Annotated in this window: 14 protein-coding genes; 10 read left to right on the plus strand and 4 right to left on the minus strand. The window is 59.0% G+C overall.

The genetic code is table 11. From position 1 onward, the window contains the following. Positions 1 to 12: 12 nt before the first annotated feature. From EAO82_RS13315 to EAO82_RS13335, 5 genes are all read left to right on the plus strand, one after another. Positions 13 to 1,176 carry an isovaleryl-CoA dehydrogenase gene (locus EAO82_RS13315; protein WP_096346569.1) on the plus strand — a complete coding sequence of 388 codons (1,164 nt, stop codon included), beginning with the start codon at positions 13 to 15 and terminating at the stop codon, positions 1,174 to 1,176. 63 nt (positions 1,177 to 1,239) lie between these two features. After that, positions 1,240 to 2,847: a carboxyl transferase domain-containing protein gene (locus EAO82_RS13320; protein ID WP_096346570.1), complete on the plus strand. Its 1,608-nt coding sequence runs from the start codon at positions 1,240 to 1,242 to the stop codon at positions 2,845 to 2,847. Between the two features lie 145 nt (positions 2,848 to 2,992). Further along, entirely contained in the window at positions 2,993 to 3,793 is an 801-nt protein-coding gene (locus EAO82_RS13325; RefSeq protein ID WP_096346571.1) for a gamma-carboxygeranoyl-CoA hydratase, read from the plus strand. Between the two features lie 7 nt (positions 3,794 to 3,800). Beyond that, entirely contained in the window at positions 3,801 to 5,750 is a 1,950-nt protein-coding gene (locus EAO82_RS13330) for an acetyl/propionyl/methylcrotonyl-CoA carboxylase subunit alpha (RefSeq protein ID WP_096346572.1), read from the plus strand. Continuing rightward, positions 5,747 to 6,649 carry a hydroxymethylglutaryl-CoA lyase gene (locus EAO82_RS13335; RefSeq protein ID WP_096346573.1) on the plus strand — a complete coding sequence of 301 codons (903 nt, stop codon included), beginning with the start codon at positions 5,747 to 5,749 and terminating at the stop codon, positions 6,647 to 6,649. Before EAO82_RS13330 ends, EAO82_RS13335 begins: the two co-directional genes overlap by 4 nt. Positions 6,650 to 6,773: 124 nt before the next feature. Here EAO82_RS13335 and EAO82_RS13340 read toward each other — a convergent pair whose 3' ends face one another. The 3 genes from EAO82_RS13340 to EAO82_RS13350 form a co-directional block, all read right to left on the minus strand. Further along, a complete protein-coding gene (locus tag EAO82_RS13340) occupies positions 6,774 to 8,231 on the minus strand; it encodes a PLP-dependent aminotransferase family protein (RefSeq protein WP_096346574.1) in 1,458 nt (485 codons plus the stop codon). Between the two features lie 150 nt (positions 8,232 to 8,381). Continuing rightward, entirely contained in the window at positions 8,382 to 9,248 is an 867-nt protein-coding gene (locus tag EAO82_RS13345; RefSeq protein WP_231703207.1) for a substrate-binding periplasmic protein, read from the minus strand. Positions 9,249 to 9,315: 67 nt separating this feature from the next. Beyond that, positions 9,316 to 9,951 carry a tRNA-(ms[2]io[6]A)-hydroxylase gene (locus EAO82_RS13350; protein ID WP_096346580.1) on the minus strand — a complete coding sequence of 212 codons (636 nt, stop codon included), beginning with the start codon at positions 9,949 to 9,951 and terminating at the stop codon, positions 9,316 to 9,318. Between the two features lie 175 nt (positions 9,952 to 10,126). On the opposite strand from EAO82_RS13350, the gene EAO82_RS13355 reads away from it, so the two are divergent. Continuing rightward, positions 10,127 to 10,987, plus strand: a complete 861-nt coding sequence (locus EAO82_RS13355; RefSeq protein ID WP_096346575.1) for a universal stress protein — start codon at positions 10,127 to 10,129, stop codon at positions 10,985 to 10,987. Between the two features lie 20 nt (positions 10,988 to 11,007). Here the strand turns inward: EAO82_RS13355 and EAO82_RS13360 are convergent, their stop codons facing one another. After that, positions 11,008 to 11,469 carry a DUF1289 domain-containing protein gene (locus tag EAO82_RS13360; protein ID WP_096346576.1) on the minus strand — a complete coding sequence of 154 codons (462 nt, stop codon included), beginning with the start codon at positions 11,467 to 11,469 and terminating at the stop codon, positions 11,008 to 11,010. A 370-nt stretch (positions 11,470 to 11,839) separates the two neighbouring features. Here EAO82_RS13360 and acnB point away from each other — a divergent pair, with 370 nt between their 5' ends. The 4 genes from acnB to EAO82_RS13380 all read left to right on the plus strand — a co-directional run bounded on the left by acnB (position 11,840) and on the right by EAO82_RS13380 (position 16,764). Further along, positions 11,840 to 14,449 carry a bifunctional aconitate hydratase 2/2-methylisocitrate dehydratase gene (gene acnB / locus EAO82_RS13365; RefSeq protein WP_231703208.1) on the plus strand — a complete coding sequence of 870 codons (2,610 nt, stop codon included), beginning with the start codon at positions 11,840 to 11,842 and terminating at the stop codon, positions 14,447 to 14,449. A 156-nt stretch (positions 14,450 to 14,605) separates the two neighbouring features. Further along, complete coding sequence (locus tag EAO82_RS13370; protein ID WP_149331781.1) at positions 14,606 to 14,824, plus strand: YgdI/YgdR family lipoprotein; 219 nt, start codon at positions 14,606 to 14,608, stop codon at positions 14,822 to 14,824. Between the two features lie 342 nt (positions 14,825 to 15,166). Further along, complete coding sequence (locus EAO82_RS13375) at positions 15,167 to 16,159, plus strand: XdhC family protein (protein WP_096346404.1); 993 nt, start codon at positions 15,167 to 15,169, stop codon at positions 16,157 to 16,159. Beyond that, a complete protein-coding gene (locus EAO82_RS13380) occupies positions 16,156 to 16,764 on the plus strand; it encodes an NTP transferase domain-containing protein (protein WP_096346403.1) in 609 nt (202 codons plus the stop codon). Before EAO82_RS13375 ends, EAO82_RS13380 begins: the two co-directional genes overlap by 4 nt. Positions 16,765 to 16,840: the final 76 nt, after the last annotated feature.

Raw genomic sequence — 16,840 nt, forward strand, 5'->3', positions numbered from 1 at the left:
ACAGGTGACCACATGCATTACAGCTCTTTGAACTTCGGCCTGGACGATACCGTGAACATGCTACGGGAGCAGGTCCAGGCCTTCTGCCGCAGTGAACTGGCGCCGCGCGCCGCGCAGATCGACAAGGACAACCTGTTCCCCGCCGAGATGTGGCGCCGTTTTGGCGATCTGGGCCTGCTCGGCATTACCGTTAGCGAAGAGTTCGGCGGTGCCGGCCTGGGCTACTTGGCGCATGTGGTGGCCATGGAAGAAATCAGCCGCGCCTCTGCCTCGGCCGGGCTCTCCTACGGCGCACACTCCAATCTGTGCGTGAACCAGATCAATCGCAATGGCAGCCAGGAGCAGAAAGCCCGTTACCTGCCCGGTTTGATCAGTGGCGAGTATATCGGCGCGCTGGCGATGAGTGAACCAAGCGCCGGCTCGGATGTGGTGAGCATGAAACTGCGCGCTGAGAAGCGTGGCGAGAACTACGTGCTGAACGGCACCAAGATGTGGATCACCAACGGCCCGGATGCGCATGTGTATGTGATCTACGCCAAGACCGAGCCGGAAAAAGGCCCGCACGGCATCACCGCTTTTATCGTCGAACGGGACTGGGCCGGATTTTCCCGGGGGCCCAAACTGGACAAACTCGGCATGCGCGGCTCCAACACCTGTGAACTGATCTTCGACAACGTCGAAGTGCCCGCAGAAAACGTGCTGGGCAGCGTCAATGCTGGCGTCAAGGTGCTGATGAGCGGTCTGGATTTCGAGCGCGTTGTGCTGTCCGGCGGCCCGGTCGGCATCATGCAGGCGTGCATGGATGAAGTAGTGCCCTATATTCACGACCGCAAACAGTTTGGCCAGAGCATCGGTGAGTTTCAGCTGATCCAGGGCAAGGTGGCCGACATGTATACCCAACTCAACGCCAGCCGCGCTTACCTGTATGCGGTAGCCGAGGCCTGTGATCGCGGCGAAGCGACGCGCAAGGATGCCGCCGGGGTGATTCTATATACCGCCGAGCGCGCCACGCAGATGGCCCTGGAAGCAATCCAGATCCTTGGCGGCAATGGCTATATCAACGATTACCCCACCGGACGCCTGCTGCGCGATGCCAAGCTCTACGAAATCGGTGCTGGCACCAGCGAGATTCGGCGGATGTTGATCGGGCGGGAGCTGTTTAATGAAACACGGTAAAACCAGCGGCAAGCGGCAAGCTATCAGCTGCAAGTGGTTAAGAGCAGGCTTGGAGGCGGTGCGATGAGTGTGTTGCGTACGCAGCTTAACCCAGCGGCGGCCGAGTTCTCAGTGAATCGTGATGCCATGCGCGGACTGGTGGATGAACTGCAAACCCTTTTGCGCAAGGTCGCTGAAGGCGGTGGCACAACGGCGCAAGAGCGGCACTTGTCGCGCGGCAAGCTGCTGCCGCGCCAGCGTATCGATACATTGCTGGATGCGGGCTCGCCCTTTCTGGAGATCGGACAGTTGGCCGCGCATGAGGTTTACGGTGAAGAGGTGCCAGCGGCCGGAATCATTGCCGGTATCGGTCTGGTTGAGGGCGTGGAATGCATGATCGTCGCTAACGATGCCACGGTCAAAGGCGGTTCCTACTATCCGCTGACGGTAAAGAAACACCTGCGCGCACAGGCCATCGCCGAGCAGAACCGCTTGCCCTGTATTTATCTGGTTGATTCGGGTGGCGCCAACCTCCCGCGTCAGGATGAAGTCTTTCCGGACCGGGAACATTTTGGCCGCATCTTTTTCAATCAGGCGAATATGAGCGCCCAGGGTATCGCGCAGATTGCCGTGGTCATGGGCTCCTGCACCGCCGGTGGCGCCTATGTGCCGGCGATGGCGGATGAAGCCATCATGGTCCGTGATCAGGCAACGATCTTTCTCGCCGGCCCGCCGCTGGTCAAGGCTGCGACCGGAGAAGTGGTCAGCGCCGAAGAGCTGGGCGGCGCCGACGTGCATTGCAGAACCTCCGGTGTGGCCGACCACTACGCCGAGAATGACGAACACGCCCTCGCCCTCGCCCGCCGCTGTATCGCCAATCTTAACTGGCGCAAACAGGGCGAACTGAATCTGCGCGCGACCATCGCGCCACGCTATCCGGCAGAAGATCTATACGCGGTAATTCCGGCGGATCCCAAACAGCCCTTCGACGTGCGTGAAGTGATTGCTCGGCTGGTAGATGACAGCCAGTTCGATGAATTCAAGGCGCTGTACGGCACCACATTGGTGTGCGGCTTTGCGCATTTGCATGGGCATCCAGTAGCGATTCTGGCCAACAACGGCATTCTGTTTGCCGAGTCGGCGCAAAAAGGCGCGCACTTTATTGAGCTGGCCTGCCAGCGCGGCATTCCGCTGCTGTTCCTGCAGAACATCACCGGCTTTATGGTCGGGCAGAAATACGAAGCCGGCGGCATAGCAAAACACGGCGCCAAATTGGTAACCGCTGTTGCCTGTGCTCAGGTGCCGAAATTCACCGTGATCATTGGCGGCAGCTTCGGCGCCGGCAACTATGGTATGTGCGGGCGCGCCTATGACCCGCGCTTTCTGTGGATGTGGCCGAACGCGCGGATCTCGGTAATGGGTGCCGAACAGGCCGCCGGTGTGCTGGTGCAGGTCAAGCAGGAACAGGCCGAGCGCAGCGGCGGTACCTTTCCCAGTGAACAGCAGGCGCAACTGCGCGACCCGATTCTGGAGCAATACGAACGCCAGGGGCATCCGTATTATTCCAGCGCCCGGCTCTGGGATGACGGCGTCATCGACCCGGCCCAGACCCGTGACATACTTGGGCTTGCGCTGTCTGCGTCACTGAACGCGCCAATAAACCCGACGCGCTTTGGTGTTTTCAGGATGTAGGGCGCGCCGGAGGCGCGAGCGGCAAGCTCTAAGCTGCAAGCGATAAGTTAAAATCAGAACCGACTAGAACCGTATTCATTACCAACGCAGGACAGCTTGAAGCTTGCCGCTTGCAACTTGAAGCTCCCCCAAACACTGGATAGACATGACTGCCTTCAACACGCTCGAACTCGAATACAGCCACACCGGCGTCGCCACCCTCTGGCTGAATCGCCCGGAAAAAAACAATGCCTTCAACGCCGAGATGATTCGCGAGCTGCTGCTGGCCTTTGACGAAGTCGAAGCTCGGCCGGAGCTGCGCTTCATGCTGCTGCGCGGCCGCGGCAAGCATTTTTCCGCAGGGGCGGATCTGACCTGGATGCAGGAAAGCGCCAGGCTGGACTACAACGCCAACCTGAATGATTCGCGCGAGCTGGCGCAGGTGATGGCCAGCCTGTATCAGCTGAAACTGCCGACATTAGCGGTAGTGCAAGGTGCGGCCTTTGGCGGCGCGTTGGGGCTGATCAGCTGCTGCGATATGGCCATCGGCAGCGACGACGCGCTGTTTTCACTCTCGGAAGTGCGTATCGGCATTCTCCCGGCGGTGATCAGCCCTTATGTGGTCAAGGCGATTGGCGAACGTGCCGCGCGACGTTACGCCCTGACTGCCGAACGCTTCGACGGCTTGCGCGCAGAACAGCTTGGATTGCTCGCCGCCACCTACCCCGCTGACGCCTTGGACCAAGCAGTGGAAGATTGGACTACCAACCTCCTACTCAACGGCCCTGCCGCGATGCGCGCAACCAAAGCCCTTATGCAGGAGGTCAAGCACGGTGACCTCACCACCGCTCTGCGCCGCTATACCGAAGCCTCCATCGCCCGCGTGCGCGTCAGCCCTGAAGGCCAGGAAGGACTGACCGCCTTCCTCGACAAGCGCAAGCCAAGCTGGCAACAGAATCAGGAATAGGCCCACGATGAGCACTCCCATCACCACGTTGTTGGTCGCTAACCGCGGCGAAATCGCCTGCCGCATCATGCGCACCGCCAAGGCCATGGGCATTCGTACCGTGGCCGTGCACAGCGAGATCGACCGCCACGCAAGACATGTGCGTGAAGCGGATATGGCTATCAATCTCGGCGGCGCCAAACCCGCGGATAGCTATCTACGCACCGAACTGATTCTGGCGGCGGCACAAACCTCCGGGGCTCAGGCAATTCACCCAGGTTATGGCTTTTTGTCCGAAAACGCCGATTTTGCGAGGGCTTGCGAGAGCCAAGGCCTGATCTTTATCGGCCCACCGGCCAGCGCCATCGATGCCATGGGCAGCAAATCTGCCGCGAAAAACCTGATGGAGAAAGCTGGCGTGCCGTTGGTGCCCGGCTACCATGGCGAAGACCAGAGCCTGGAGTGCTTCCGCCGTGAAGTTGCAACGATGGGCTATCCGGTGCTGCTCAAGGCGGTAGCGGGCGGCGGTGGCAAAGGTATGAAGGTGGTGGATAGTGACGCCGACCTGGCAGACGCGCTGGCGTCCGCCCAACGTGAGGCCCAGGCCAGTTTTGGCGACAGCCGGATGCTGGTTGAGCGCTATCTGATCAGGCCCCGGCATATCGAGATCCAGGTATTCGCTGATCAGCATGACCACTGCATTCATTTGAATGAACGTGACTGCTCGATCCAGCGCCGCCACCAGAAAGTTATTGAAGAAGCGCCCGCCCCGGGTCTTAGCCCCGAGTTACGCTCCGCCATAGGCGACGCTGCGGTCAAGGCCGCCCAAGCCATTGGCTATGTAGGCGCCGGCACCGTCGAGTTTCTGCTGGACGAGCAGCAGCGCTTTTATTTTATGGAAATGAATACCCGGCTGCAGGTCGAGCACCCGGTGACGGAAGCCATCACTGGCCAGGACCTGGTCGCCTGGCAATTGGATATTGCTCAGGGCAAACCGCTGCCCCTGGAGCAGGCGCAGGTGCCGCTCAATGGCCATGCGATCGAAGCGCGGCTGTATGCCGAGGATCCCTCCAACAGCTTTCTACCCGCCAGCGGACGCTTGGCACTCTACCGCGAACCGGCTGACGGACCCGGCCGGCGTATGGATAGCGGCGTGGACCAAGGCGATGAGGTTTCTCCCTTCTACGATCCGATGCTGGCGAAACTGATTGCCTGGGGTGACACCCGAGAAGCGGCTCGCCTCAACCTGCTTGGCATGTTGCGGGAAACGGCCATTGCCGGCTTGCAGACCAACCTGAGCTTTCTGACCCGCATTATCGAACACCCGGCCTTTGCCGACGCACAGCTGGATACCGGCTTTATTCCTCGCCATGAAACCGCGCTGATCCCGGATCGCCCGGCGTTGGACGATGACTTCTGGACTCTGGCCGGCTGCGCCTGGCTGCTGAGCAGGCGGACAACACAAGCCATGCCCTCCCCTTGGCAAACACTGAACCTTGGCTGGCGTAGCGGCCTGCCAGCAATCAGCCGATTGCACCTGCGTTGTGGTGAGCAAGATCGGCAGCTGGATGTGAAAATCCCGCAGGGCTGTCAGTTTGATTACCCGGAGCAAATGCTGACTGTGATGCAGGATGGCGTCACCCAACGTTACCCCCTGCTGGCCACCGACCAATCGGTGTTTCTTCGCTGGCACGGCCAGTGGCAGCAACTCGATGCCTTCGATCCGATTAGCGAAGCAGAACAGGCTCATCACCACAGCGGTGGTCTTCAGGCGCCGATGAATGGCAGTATTGTGCGCCTGATGGTCCAGGTGGGCGATCAGGTCGAAGCGGGCAGCGTGTTGCTGGTGCTTGAGGCGATGAAGATGGAACACAGCATCCGTGCGCCGCACGCAGGCAATATCACCACGCTGTTCTGCAGCGAAGGTGATCTCGTCGCCGAGGGCGCCGTGCTGGTCGAGTTGGAGGAAAGTGAATGACAACGCCGCAAAAGGTGCTTCTGGTCGACGTCGGCCCGCGGGATGGCCTGCAGAATGAGTCGCAGCCGATCAGCGTGGCCGACAAGGTGCGTCTGGTTGACGATCTGAGCGCTGCCGGGCTCAGCCATATTGAGGTAGGCAGCTTTGTATCTCCCAAGTGGGTGCCGCAAATGGCCGGCTCGGCTGAGGTATTCGCGGGTATTAAGCAACGTGACGGCGTGTCCTATTCAGCACTGACCCCCAACCTCAAGGGTCTGGAAGCAGCGTTGGAAGCTGGCGTGCGAGAAGTCGCAGTATTTGCTGCCGCCTCCGAAGCGTTCTCCCAGCGCAATATCAATTGCTCCATCGCTGAGAGCATTGAGCGCTTTACACCGGTGCTTGAGGCCGCGCAGGCCGCGGGGATCAAAGTGCGTGGTTATATCTCCTGCGTACTGGGTTGCCCGTACGAAGGCGAGGTCAGTGCAGACCAGGTCGCCTGTATCGCCCGCGATCTATACGCCATGGGCTGTTATGAGGTGTCGCTGGGTGACACCATCGGCACCGGTACGCCAGGCGCGACGCGAAAAATGATTGAAGCCTGCGCTGCCCATGTACCCCGTGACCGTTTGGCCGGGCATTTCCATGATACCTACGGCCAGGCGCTGGCGAATATTTATGCCAGCCTGCTTGAAGGTGTCAGCGTATTCGACAGTTCAGTCGCAGGATTGGGCGGCTGCCCCTATGCGAAGGGCGCGACAGGCAATGTGGCCACCGAAGACGTGCTCTACCTGTTGAACGGGCTGGGCATTGAAACCGGGATTGATCTGGATTTGCTGGTTGATGCCGGCGCGCGGATCAGCCAGGTGATTGGCCGGGAGAATGGCTCGAGGGTGGCGCGGGCTGTATTGGCGGCGCGCTGACCCGCGATGGATTCGGGTCCGTTTTCGCGGCGGGGCCGCCGCTCCTACCCAGACTGGTGCCAAAGCCTACAGAAGCGGCGGCCTGTGGGAGCGGCGGCCCCGCCGCGAAAGAGCCAATAAAAACTTAAGCCACTTCCTCACCAACCTCCTCTACTATTTTGTTTTTGCTCAATAAACCTTTAGCCAAAACCCCCAGCGTCATGACCGCTCGTTCGGTTTCCTGATTCCAAGGCACGCCACAATTCAGCCGCAAACAGTGATTGAACTGGTCGGAATTACTGAACACCGCACCCGGCGCAATGCTGATGCCATGCGCCAGCGCTTGGGTAAACAACAGCTGCGCGTCGATATTACCTGGCAGACTGACCCAGAGAATAAACCCACCGCGGGGCCGAGTGATCTGCGTGCCTTCAGGAAAGTACTGCTGAACTGCCAGTTGGAAATGGCTGAGATTGCGCCGGTATTCCTGGCGTATATAACGCAGGTGTCTGTCGTACCCGCCGTTCTCCAGGTACGCGGCCACCGCCATCTGGCTAACGCTACAGGCGGACAGCGTGGTAAAGGTCTGCAACTTCTCGATGGTGTCCTGATGCTTGCCAGCAATCACCCAACCGGTACGTAGACCCGGCGAGATGGTTTTGGAGAAGCTTGAGCAATACAGCACGGTATCCGAGCAATCGAATGCCTTGAGCGCTTTAGAGCGGCCTGGGTCAAACATCAGTTCGCCGTAAATGTCGTCCTCCACCACCGGAATACCGCGCTGGGCCATCATGCTCAACAGCTTGCGCTGGCGGCTTTCAGACATGGTCGCGCCCATCGGGTTGCCAGCACGGGTGGTGACCACCAGCGCCTTGATAGGCCATTTCTCCGCAGCCTTTTCCAGCGACTCCAGGCTCAAGCCGGTCTCAGGATCGGTAGGAATTTCGATGACTTTCAAGCCCAGCAATTGGCACAACTGCACCAGGCCGTAATAACTAGGCGACTCACTGGCAATCAGATCGCCGGGGCTGGTCAGCGCGCGCAGGCACAGTTGCAGCGCTTCGACACAGCCGTTGGTAATCACGATCTCGGACGGTTCAACGACCGCGCCGGCATCACGCATGCGAATCGCAATCTGGCGCCGTAACGGCTCGTAACCCGGGCTGAAGATATAGCTATAGGCCTGCCTGCTATGAAAGCGCGTGACCTTGCTCATCTGCTGATGCAGCGCCCGCAGCGGTAAAAATTCGCTGGACGGTACTGCGGCGCCAAGCGGCATCATATCGCCGCGGCGCGAGAGGCTGAGAATCTCGCTGATAATACCGCTACGGGTAACCGCGTAAGGCGGCTCGACGCGTGAAATGGGCGGCGTCGGGGCGGTCAATGCAGGGGTCTGGTGCACGTAATACCCGGACTGTGGGCGTGCACGAATCAGGCCCTGGTCTTCAAGAGTGGCGTAGGCATGCAGAACAGTGGCGTGGCTGACGCCCTTCTGCGTGCTCAGCTTGCGTACCGAGGGCACGCGCTCACCGGGCTGATAAAAACCTTTGTGGATATCGTCGGCCAGCTGACGGGCTATCTGCTGGTATAAAAGGCTGGTCATGGCGTCTCTCCCTGCGTCACTGGATACCCTAACGCAGGGAGGGAACAGTGATCACCGTACAGTTGCTCGAGAATGAGCCTGTACAGAATAGCAAAGCCACCAAGTGTGCAGGTGCAAAACCATTAGAAACAAACTGTTCTGTTCAGCAACCTATTCCGCCAACGGCTCCTCGGTGATCGACCCGGGATCAGGGGCAAACTGAGCAGCCCAGAGCTCCCGATACTTTTCCAGCAGTCGGCGGGGCTCACCTTTGCTGGTCAGGTCCTGCATGTTCTGCGCGAGAATCGCGCGCAACTGCGGGGAATTGCAGGCCGAGTTGTGCGACAGGGTATAATACAACTGTTCATTGATCAGCGAGCCTTCGAGAATTTCCAACTCACCCTCGATGCCCAACTGCTGAGCCAGGGCCAATCCCTGATAGCGCTCATAAATCACGTAATCCACGCGTCCGCGCACCAGGGTCTGAAAAGACTGTTCGATGGACGACACCTTGTCGATCTGCAGATGGTCACGGGAAAAGGTATCGAAGGCCATACCGTAGCTGTTATTCAACAGAGTGCTGCCCTTCTTGTCGCGCAGGTCATCCCACCCGCTGTAAGGGAACACCTCCCCTCGCTTGACGAACAGCACGCTCGGAACTTCGACATAGGGCGGGTAAACATAATCCATAAACCCCAGCCGCTCACGGGTCAGAAAGGCTCCAGCGAGCATATCCACCCGGCCGCTGCGGACTTCTTCCTGCGCGCGGGACCAGGGGCCAACATTCAACACTTCCGCCTTGACGCCGGTACCCTCCAACGCCATGCCCAACAGCTCGACGGCAGCACCGGTGAGGTGCTTTTCGTCCGCGGGATCAACCCAGAGGATCGGTGGGTACTGCGGGTTGCCGGTGACAACAATACGCTCGCAAAGGCCGTTGGCCGCCTGCGCTGCGCCGGCGCTCAGTAGCCCAAGTAACAAAGCGGGCATTACTAATGTGCGATGAATCCCAGCTTTGGCCGTTCGCTTGATCGCCATCTGAACTCCTTGAATGGGGGTCTGGAATTCGTATCCAATGCCTCAGTATAGACACTTCACGGCTGATTTATAGCGCTGTGCCTGCCGCGTGCTTCGCAGACGTATCAAGCGCGCCGCTATGAAAGCGAAACTCGGTATCATTTTCCATTACCGCCTGACCTTCCAGCTGTGCAAACAGGGCGATGCGGTCATCAATCGGCCCCTCGGCAAACTGCCGAGCAAGGCCCAGATAATCCTGATAATGCCGCGCTTCCGACTTCAATAACGAACGATAGAAATCGCCCAGCTCGGCATCCAGATGCGGCGCCAGACAAGCAAAACGCTCGCAGGAGCGCGCTTCGATAAAAGCGCCAACGATGAGCGTATCCACCAACCTGCCGGGCTCCACGGTGCGCACATGCTGGCGTAGTCGCTGGGCGTAATGGCTGGCAGACAGCCCGCGATAAACCACACCGCGTTTCTGCATTAGCGCAGTCACCTGCTCAAAATGCCGTAGCTCCTCGCGCGCCAGCCTCGACATTTTCTGTAGCAGCACAGGTTTGTCGATGTAACGAAACATCAGGTTGAGCGCCGTTGAAGCCGCCTTCTTTTCGCAATTGGCGTGATCAATCAACAGTTCTTCTGGATGCGCCAGCGCCTGATCAACCCAGGCATCGGGTGTACGGCAGGGCAAAAAATCAATTAATTCTTGCGGCAAATTCATCAGCGTAATCAGGTCCCAGGCAGCGGTAACGGGGGATAAGGGTTTGATTATCCATGACAACTGCAGCGAACGCACCTACCTGGGTTGATCCATATCAACAGCGGACACGCGAAAACAGGCTACATTTAAGGGAAGAAATCAAAATAGCAACTCACGCGCAGTAACGGAGAAAGCCATGCAAGCGATCAAACGAATTCTCGTCGTCATCGATCCTACCCAAACGGATCAACTGGCACTCAATCGAGCCAAGCTCATAGCCGGCGTCATCGATGCGGAATTGCACTTGTTGGTCTGCGAAGACCGCGACGATCACGTGCGCACTCTGGACAAGCACTGTGCCGACCTCAAGGCCGCAGGCCTGCAGGCCACCTCCAGCCAAGCCTGGCACAGCAACCTGACCGACACTGTCATTCATGTACTGAGCAGCCAGGGCTGCGAGCTGGTGGTGAAGCAGCATCTGCCGGACAACCCGCTGAAAAAGGCGCTGCTGACACCGGATGACTGGAAGCTGCTGCGCTACTGCCCTGCCCCGGTTCTGCTGGTGAAAACCACTGCATCCTGGATGAAAGGTAATGTACTGGCGGCGGTGGATGTGGGTAATCACGATGATCAGCACCATGTACTGCACGACACTATCGTCAGCCACGCCGCTGACATAGTCGAGATGATCAACGGCGAGCTGCACCTGGTCAGCGCCCACCCCGCGCCGATGCTCTCTGCGGCCGACCCGATCTATCAGTTACGCGAAAACATCGCCACGCGCTACCGCGATCAGGCTCAGCGTTACGCCGAGGCAAACGGGCTGGATCTGGAGCACATGCACATTGCTGAAGGCCCGGCAGACACCTTGATTCCCAAGGTTGCCCGGCAGATCGGCGCCAGCGTCACGGTCATTGGCACGGTCGCACGCAAGGGCATCGCCGGCGCCTTGATTGGCAATACCGCCGAGGTGATCCTCGACCAACTGGATTCAGACATTCTGGTGCTCAAGCCGGAAGATACCCTGGCTCATCTGGAAAGGATTCTGGAAAAATAACGGCTCGCCTTCAGCCAGGCTTAATCGCAGGAGCCTGGCTGGGGAGTGACATGCCGCTGGTAATAGGCCAACGAAAGATCAAAGAAAGTCTGGTCGATGTCGTCGCGCAACTGCTTGAGACTGACGTTGGCATAGGCCGGACGCAATCGTAACCCGGTACCCTGCAACCCCTCCTCCACGCATCGTGTCAGCAATCGGTAAGCCTGGCACGCCAACGGCTGTTCGCCCCAATACACCACCTTGCGTGCGCTCAGCGCCTGATGCAGAGCCAGGCTGGATACAATCTCGATCCGCGCATTGACCACCCGCTCCAGCAATTGCTCCAGGCGCTGCCATACCGCAGCCTTCTCATCGCTGGCGTAGCCATTCCACAGGATGATTTCATGGCTGAAGCGCTTGCAGCCCCGGCATACCTGATCGCCGTAAACGGTCGAACACAGCCCGATGCAGGGTGTTTTATCGGTATAGGCGGGGTCAGACATGCACTCTCTCCAGCAGGCAGGATGCACAGGGTAAACCAGGCGGCGCTCTACTTGAACTCTATCAGGGCCGTTTAAACTAAGGTCATAGGACTTGGCCGCTTAACTTTACCCGGCGCTTACTGTAGAATCAGCCCGCCGTTAGGGCTGTGTGTCAGGCGTCACCGCAACCCCATCCGTATCTGCCGCGCCACCATCAGGTCAGTTACCGGGTTGCCCGCCACCCGCACCAGGCTCATGCCTGCACCCAGCCGTATCCGGCACGTAAGGGGAAGCACTGAATAACTCCCTTCATCAAGCTGTTCAAAGATGCTTATTCAGTGCTTCTCTGGGTCCGTGAGGATGACCGTTCCGCCACAAGCAGAACAGACTGATGAGGGTAATAATTGTGCTTGAAGCCTATCGCAAACACGTAGAAGAACGCGCAGCACAGGGCATCGTGCCCCAGCCGCTGAACGCCGAACAAACTGCTGGTCTGGTTGACCTGCTGAAAAATCCACCGGCTGGCGAAGAAGAGTTTCTGCTCGATCTGCTAACCAACCGTGTACCTCCGGGCGTAGATGAAGCTGCCTACGTCAAGGCTGGCTTCCTGTCCGCCGTCGCCAAGGGCGAAGTCTCCTCTCCACTGCTGACCAAACTGCGTGCCGTTGAGCTGCTGGGTACTATGCAGGGTGGCTACAACATCGTCACCATGGTTGAGCTACTGGATAACGAAGAGCTGGCCGCAACCGCTGCCAAGGAACTCAAGCACACGCTGCTGATGTTCGATGCCTTCCACGACGTCGCCGACCGTGCCAAGAATGGCAACCCCCACGCCAAGGAAGTACTGCAATCCTGGGCCGATGGCGAATGGTTCACCAACCGCCCCGCCGTTGCCGAGAAAATCAGCCTGAGCGTATTCAAGGTGCCTGGCGAAACCAACACCGACGACCTGTCACCCGCTCCGGATGCCTGGTCACGCCCTGACATCCCACTGCACGCCCTGGCCATGCTGAAAATGGCCCGTGACGGTATCGTGCCTGACGAGCAAGGCGCCATCGGTCCGCTGAAGATGATCGAAGAGGTCAAATCCAAAGGCTTCCCGGTTGCTTACGTCGGTGACGTGGTCGGTACTGGCTCCTCGCGTAAATCTGCCACCAACTCGGTATTGTGGTTCTTCGGCGACGACGTTCCTTACGTGCCGAACAAGCGCGCAGGCGGTTTCTGCTTTGGTAACAAGATCGCCCCTATCTTCTACAACACCATGGAAGATGCTGGCGCTCTGCCGATCGAGTTCGATGTCAACGACATGAACACCGGCGACGTGATCGACGTCTATGTTTACGACGGTAAGGTATGCAAGCACGGTACTGACGAAGTCATCACTACTTTCGAACTCAAGACTCAGGTTTTGCTCGACGAAGTACGCGCCGGTGGGCGTATTCCGTTGATCATTGGCCGTGGCCTGACCGACAAGGCCCGCGCCGAGTTGGGTCTGCCCGCTGCAAACCTGTTCCGCCTGCCCGACGTACCGGCTGCAAGCACCAAGGGTTTCACCCTGGCGCAGAAGATGGTCGGCAAAGCCTGTAACGTCGAAGGCGTTCGCCCTGGCACCTACTGCGAACCGAAGATGACCACCGTCGGCTCCCAGGACACTACCGGCCCGATGACCCGCGACGAGCTGAAAGACTTGGCTTGCCTGGGCTTCTCCGCTGACCTGGTGATGCAGTCGTTCTGTCACACTGCGGCTTACCCCAAGCCCATCGACGTGACCACGCACCACACGCTGCCTGACTTCATCCACAACCGTGGTGGTGTTGCGCTGCGTCCTGGTGACGGCATCATCCACAGTTGGTTGAACCGCATGCTGCTGCCTGACACCGTCGGCACCGGTGGCGACTCGCACACCCGTTTCCCGATGGGCATTTCTTTCCCGGCCGGTTCCGGTCTGGTTGCCTTTGCTGCGGCCACTGGCGTTATGCCGCTGGACATGCCGGAATCCGTTCTGGTGCGCTTCAAGGGTGAGATGCAGCCTGGCATCACCTTGCGTGATCTGGTGCATGCCATCCCCTACTACGCTATCCAGCAAGGTCACCTGACCGTCGAGAAGAAAGGCAAGAAGAACGTGTTCTCTGGCCGGATTCTCGAAATCGAAGGTCTGGATCACCTGACTGCCGAGCAGGCTTTCGAACTGTCTGATGCATCCGCCGAGCGCTCTGCTGCCGGCTGTACCATCAACCTGAGCGAAGAGTCGGTTGCCGAGTATCTGAAGTCCAACATCGTCCTGCTGCGCTGGATGATTGCCAACGGTTATCAGGATCCACGTACCCTGGAGCGTCGCGCCCAGGCCATGGAAGCCTGGCTGGCTGAGCCGAAGCTGATGAAAGCCGATGCAGATGCCGAATACGCCGCCGTGATCGAAATCGATCTGGCCGACGTGAAAGAGCCGGTTCTGTGTGCACCGAACGATCCGGACGATGCCCGTCTGTTGTCTCAGGTAGCTGGCGAGAAGATTGATGAAGTCTTCATCGGCTCCTGCATGACCAACATCGGTCACTTCCGCGCCGCCGGTAAACTGCTGGAGAAAAACAAGGGTGCCCTGCCGACCCGTCTGTGGCTGGCTCCGCCAACCAAGATGGATCAGTTCCAGCTGACCGAAGAAGGCTACTATGGCATCTACGGCAAAGCTGGCGCGCGCATGGAAATGCCCGGTTGCTCGCTGTGCATGGGTAACCAGGCACGTGTGGCTGCCAAGTCCACCGTAGTGTCCACCTCCACACGGAACTTCCCGAACCGTCTGGGTGATGGCGCAGATGTGTACCTGGCCTCTGCCGAGCTGGCTTCGGTTGCTTCGATCCTGGGTCGCCTGCCGACCGTTGAGGAATACATGGGCTACGCTGCTGAACTCAACAGCATGTCCGCCGATATCTATCGGTACATGAACTTCAACGAAATCGAGTCTTACCAGAAAGCCGCAGCGTCCATTCCGGTCGCCCAGCTGTAAGCAAAAAGCACGTCAAAAACCCCGCCTCGTGCGGGGTTTTTTTATGCCTGCAAGGCCCTGCCAAAGGGTCTACAGAGCAATTCGATTGAACGTTTTAAAATCTCTTGGGTCAATAATTCTGACAATTTGGAACAACCTAATGTGAGAGAACACGATATGAAGAAATCCATTCTGGCGAGTATTTGCGCTCTTGGTATGCTGACTCTGGTTGGTTGTGCCAGCGATTATGTAATCAGCACCAACGATGGCCGCATGATCGATAGCCAGGACAAGCCCGAGATCGACGAAGACACCGGCATGATCATGTACGAAGATGAAGAGGGCCGGGAAAATCAGATCCCGCAATCTGACGTCAAGGAAATCAAGGAGCGCTGAGTTTCGCCAGCCTTCTCGACCGCCGCCCACTCAGTGGCTGGCGGTTTTTTGTTTTTGGCGGTTGGGTAAATGGCAGCGACATGAAGGTCAAAATGGATTCCCGCGTGCGCGGGAATGACGAGGCTTCAAGTGGCCGTGATTACAGGAGTGAGGCACGGCCAGATATCGTGGTGGCGATGCGGCCGCAACCCCGTCATCCTCGCGCACGCGGGGATCCATTTTCGGGTTTAAGGGCCGGGTACCGAACCTATGCTGCATGTCGGAATCGATTTCCGCATGAGCATTAATAACGGTGAGCGGTTTAACGATGAACGTAGCAAGACCCTTGAACGGAGCACCAGCGTGGATAGCGTAGATCTCGCAGTACTCAAGCGCGCGAGTGACTGGCTGCATCGCGGTCACGCTGTGACGTTGTACACCGTCATTCAGACCTGGGGCAGCGCGCCACGGCCGGTCGGGTCATTGCTGGCGCTGCGTGCCGACGGGCGTATCGAAGGCTCGGTATCTGGTGGCTGCATAGAAGACGATCTACTCGCCCGCCAGGCTGACGCAGATGCCCCCCCTGCCGGCTGCGAACTCATCACCTACGGTATCACCCGCGAGGAATCGGCACGCTTCGGTCTACCCTGTGGCGGCACCTTGCGCCTGGTGCGCGAGCCGCTCACCTCATCCGAATGGATCGATACCCTGCTGGCCCGCTGCACCCAGCATCAACGGGTGTGTCGAGAGCTGCAACTATCCACCGGCGCAGTGCAGCTGCACCCGGTCACGCGAGATGAAACCTTCCAGTTTGATGGCGAAACCCTGCGCGCGCCCTTCGGCCCTGGTTGGCGTATATTGATGATTGGCGCCGGCCAGTTATCCCGTTACGCGGCCGATCTGGCGATAGGTCTGGGCTTTGAGGTGCTGATCTGCGATCCGCGGGAGGCTTACAGTCAGGATTGGCCAGTGACCGGCGTGCGCTTTGTTGACGGCATGCCGGATGACGCGGTGCTGGCCATTGAGCCAGACGCACACACCGCCATCGTCGCCCTGACCCACGACCCGCGTCTGGATGACATGGCGTTGCTCACGGCGCTGGAGTCGGATGCCTTTTACGTCGGCGCGCTTGGCTCGCGCGGCAATAGCGCCAAACGCAAGGAGCGGCTGATCTCGTTGGGCATCTCCAGCACCAAGGTTGAACGCCTGCATGGCCCAATCGGTCTGGCGATTGGTAGCCGTACTCCGGCCGAAATTGCGTTGTCGATGATGGCCGAGGTCGTCGCCATCAAGAACGCGATCCTGGCAGGTGAGCGAGAAAATCAAACCAATCAGCAACAGCGTAGCTGCGCATGAGTGACTGGACGCCAGCCGCAGGCTGCACCCTGATTCTCGCGGCAGGACAGGGTCAGCGTTATCGCCAGCACAGCGGTGAAGACAAGCTGCTTGCACCCAGCAGCAATGCAGAAAGTACATCCGTCCCGATATTACTGGCCACCCTGCGCGCCTGTGCCGGCCTGACCGAGCGCTGCGTGTTGGTATTGCCCGATGATCAACCAGCCCGGCTCAAGTTTGCCGAGCAACACGCGCCGGCGTTAGGTATTGAGCTGCTGTGTATCAGCAGCAACGGCCTGGGCCACAGCCTGGCACAGGCCGTTGCTGCCACCGGATCTTCCACTGGCTGGCTGGTCGTTCTGGCGGATATGCCCTACATACAAACAGCTACCTGGCAGCGCATGGCCCAGGCCATTCAACCGCACGCTCTTGCAGCACCTACATTTCAGGGTCGGCGCGGGCATCCTCGGATCATCGGCAGCCATTACGCCAGCTACCTGCGCGAACTGCAGGGCGACCAGGGCGCCCAGGAGCTATTCGCGCTATCTGCGGTGCAGGAGATCGCCGTAGAAGACCGCGGCATACTGCTCGATATCGATGTCCCAACTGATCGCCTTGCGCCATAACAGCCCTCAGAAATACCTGAACGAATTGCTCGCCCCCCAGTCGTAATTTCTAGACGCACACACTGCGCAATTTCGG

The sequence above is a fragment of the Halopseudomonas pelagia genome, assembly GCF_009497895.1.
GTDB classification, from domain to species: domain Bacteria; phylum Pseudomonadota; class Gammaproteobacteria; order Pseudomonadales; family Pseudomonadaceae; genus Halopseudomonas; species Halopseudomonas pelagia_A.

Coding starts and splice junctions, on each gene's coding strand:
- EAO82_RS13360 (WP_096346576.1), bottom strand. CDS start 11,469: ATGTCTGACCCCGCCTATACCGATAAAACACCCTGCATCGGGCTGTGT.
- EAO82_RS13320 (WP_096346570.1), top strand. CDS start 1,240: ATGAGTGTGTTGCGTACGCAGCTTAACCCAGCGGCGGCCGAGTTCTCA.
- EAO82_RS13380 (WP_096346403.1), top strand. CDS start 16,156: ATGAGTGACTGGACGCCAGCCGCAGGCTGCACCCTGATTCTCGCGGCA.
- EAO82_RS13325 (WP_096346571.1), top strand. CDS start 2,993: ATGACTGCCTTCAACACGCTCGAACTCGAATACAGCCACACCGGCGTC.
- EAO82_RS13340 (WP_096346574.1), bottom strand. CDS start 8,231: ATGACCAGCCTTTTATACCAGCAGATAGCCCGTCAGCTGGCCGACGAT.
- EAO82_RS13345 (WP_231703207.1), bottom strand. CDS start 9,248: ATGGCGATCAAGCGAACGGCCAAAGCTGGGATTCATCGCACATTAGTA.
- EAO82_RS13370 (WP_149331781.1), top strand. CDS start 14,606: ATGAAGAAATCCATTCTGGCGAGTATTTGCGCTCTTGGTATGCTGACT.
- acnB (WP_231703208.1), top strand. CDS start 11,840: ATGAGGGTAATAATTGTGCTTGAAGCCTATCGCAAACACGTAGAAGAA.
- EAO82_RS13355 (WP_096346575.1), top strand. CDS start 10,127: ATGCAAGCGATCAAACGAATTCTCGTCGTCATCGATCCTACCCAAACG.
- EAO82_RS13315 (WP_096346569.1), top strand. CDS start 13: ATGCATTACAGCTCTTTGAACTTCGGCCTGGACGATACCGTGAACATG.
- EAO82_RS13335 (WP_096346573.1), top strand. CDS start 5,747: ATGACAACGCCGCAAAAGGTGCTTCTGGTCGACGTCGGCCCGCGGGAT.
- EAO82_RS13330 (WP_096346572.1), top strand. CDS start 3,801: ATGAGCACTCCCATCACCACGTTGTTGGTCGCTAACCGCGGCGAAATC.
- EAO82_RS13350 (WP_096346580.1), bottom strand. CDS start 9,951: ATGAATTTGCCGCAAGAATTAATTGATTTTTTGCCCTGCCGTACACCC.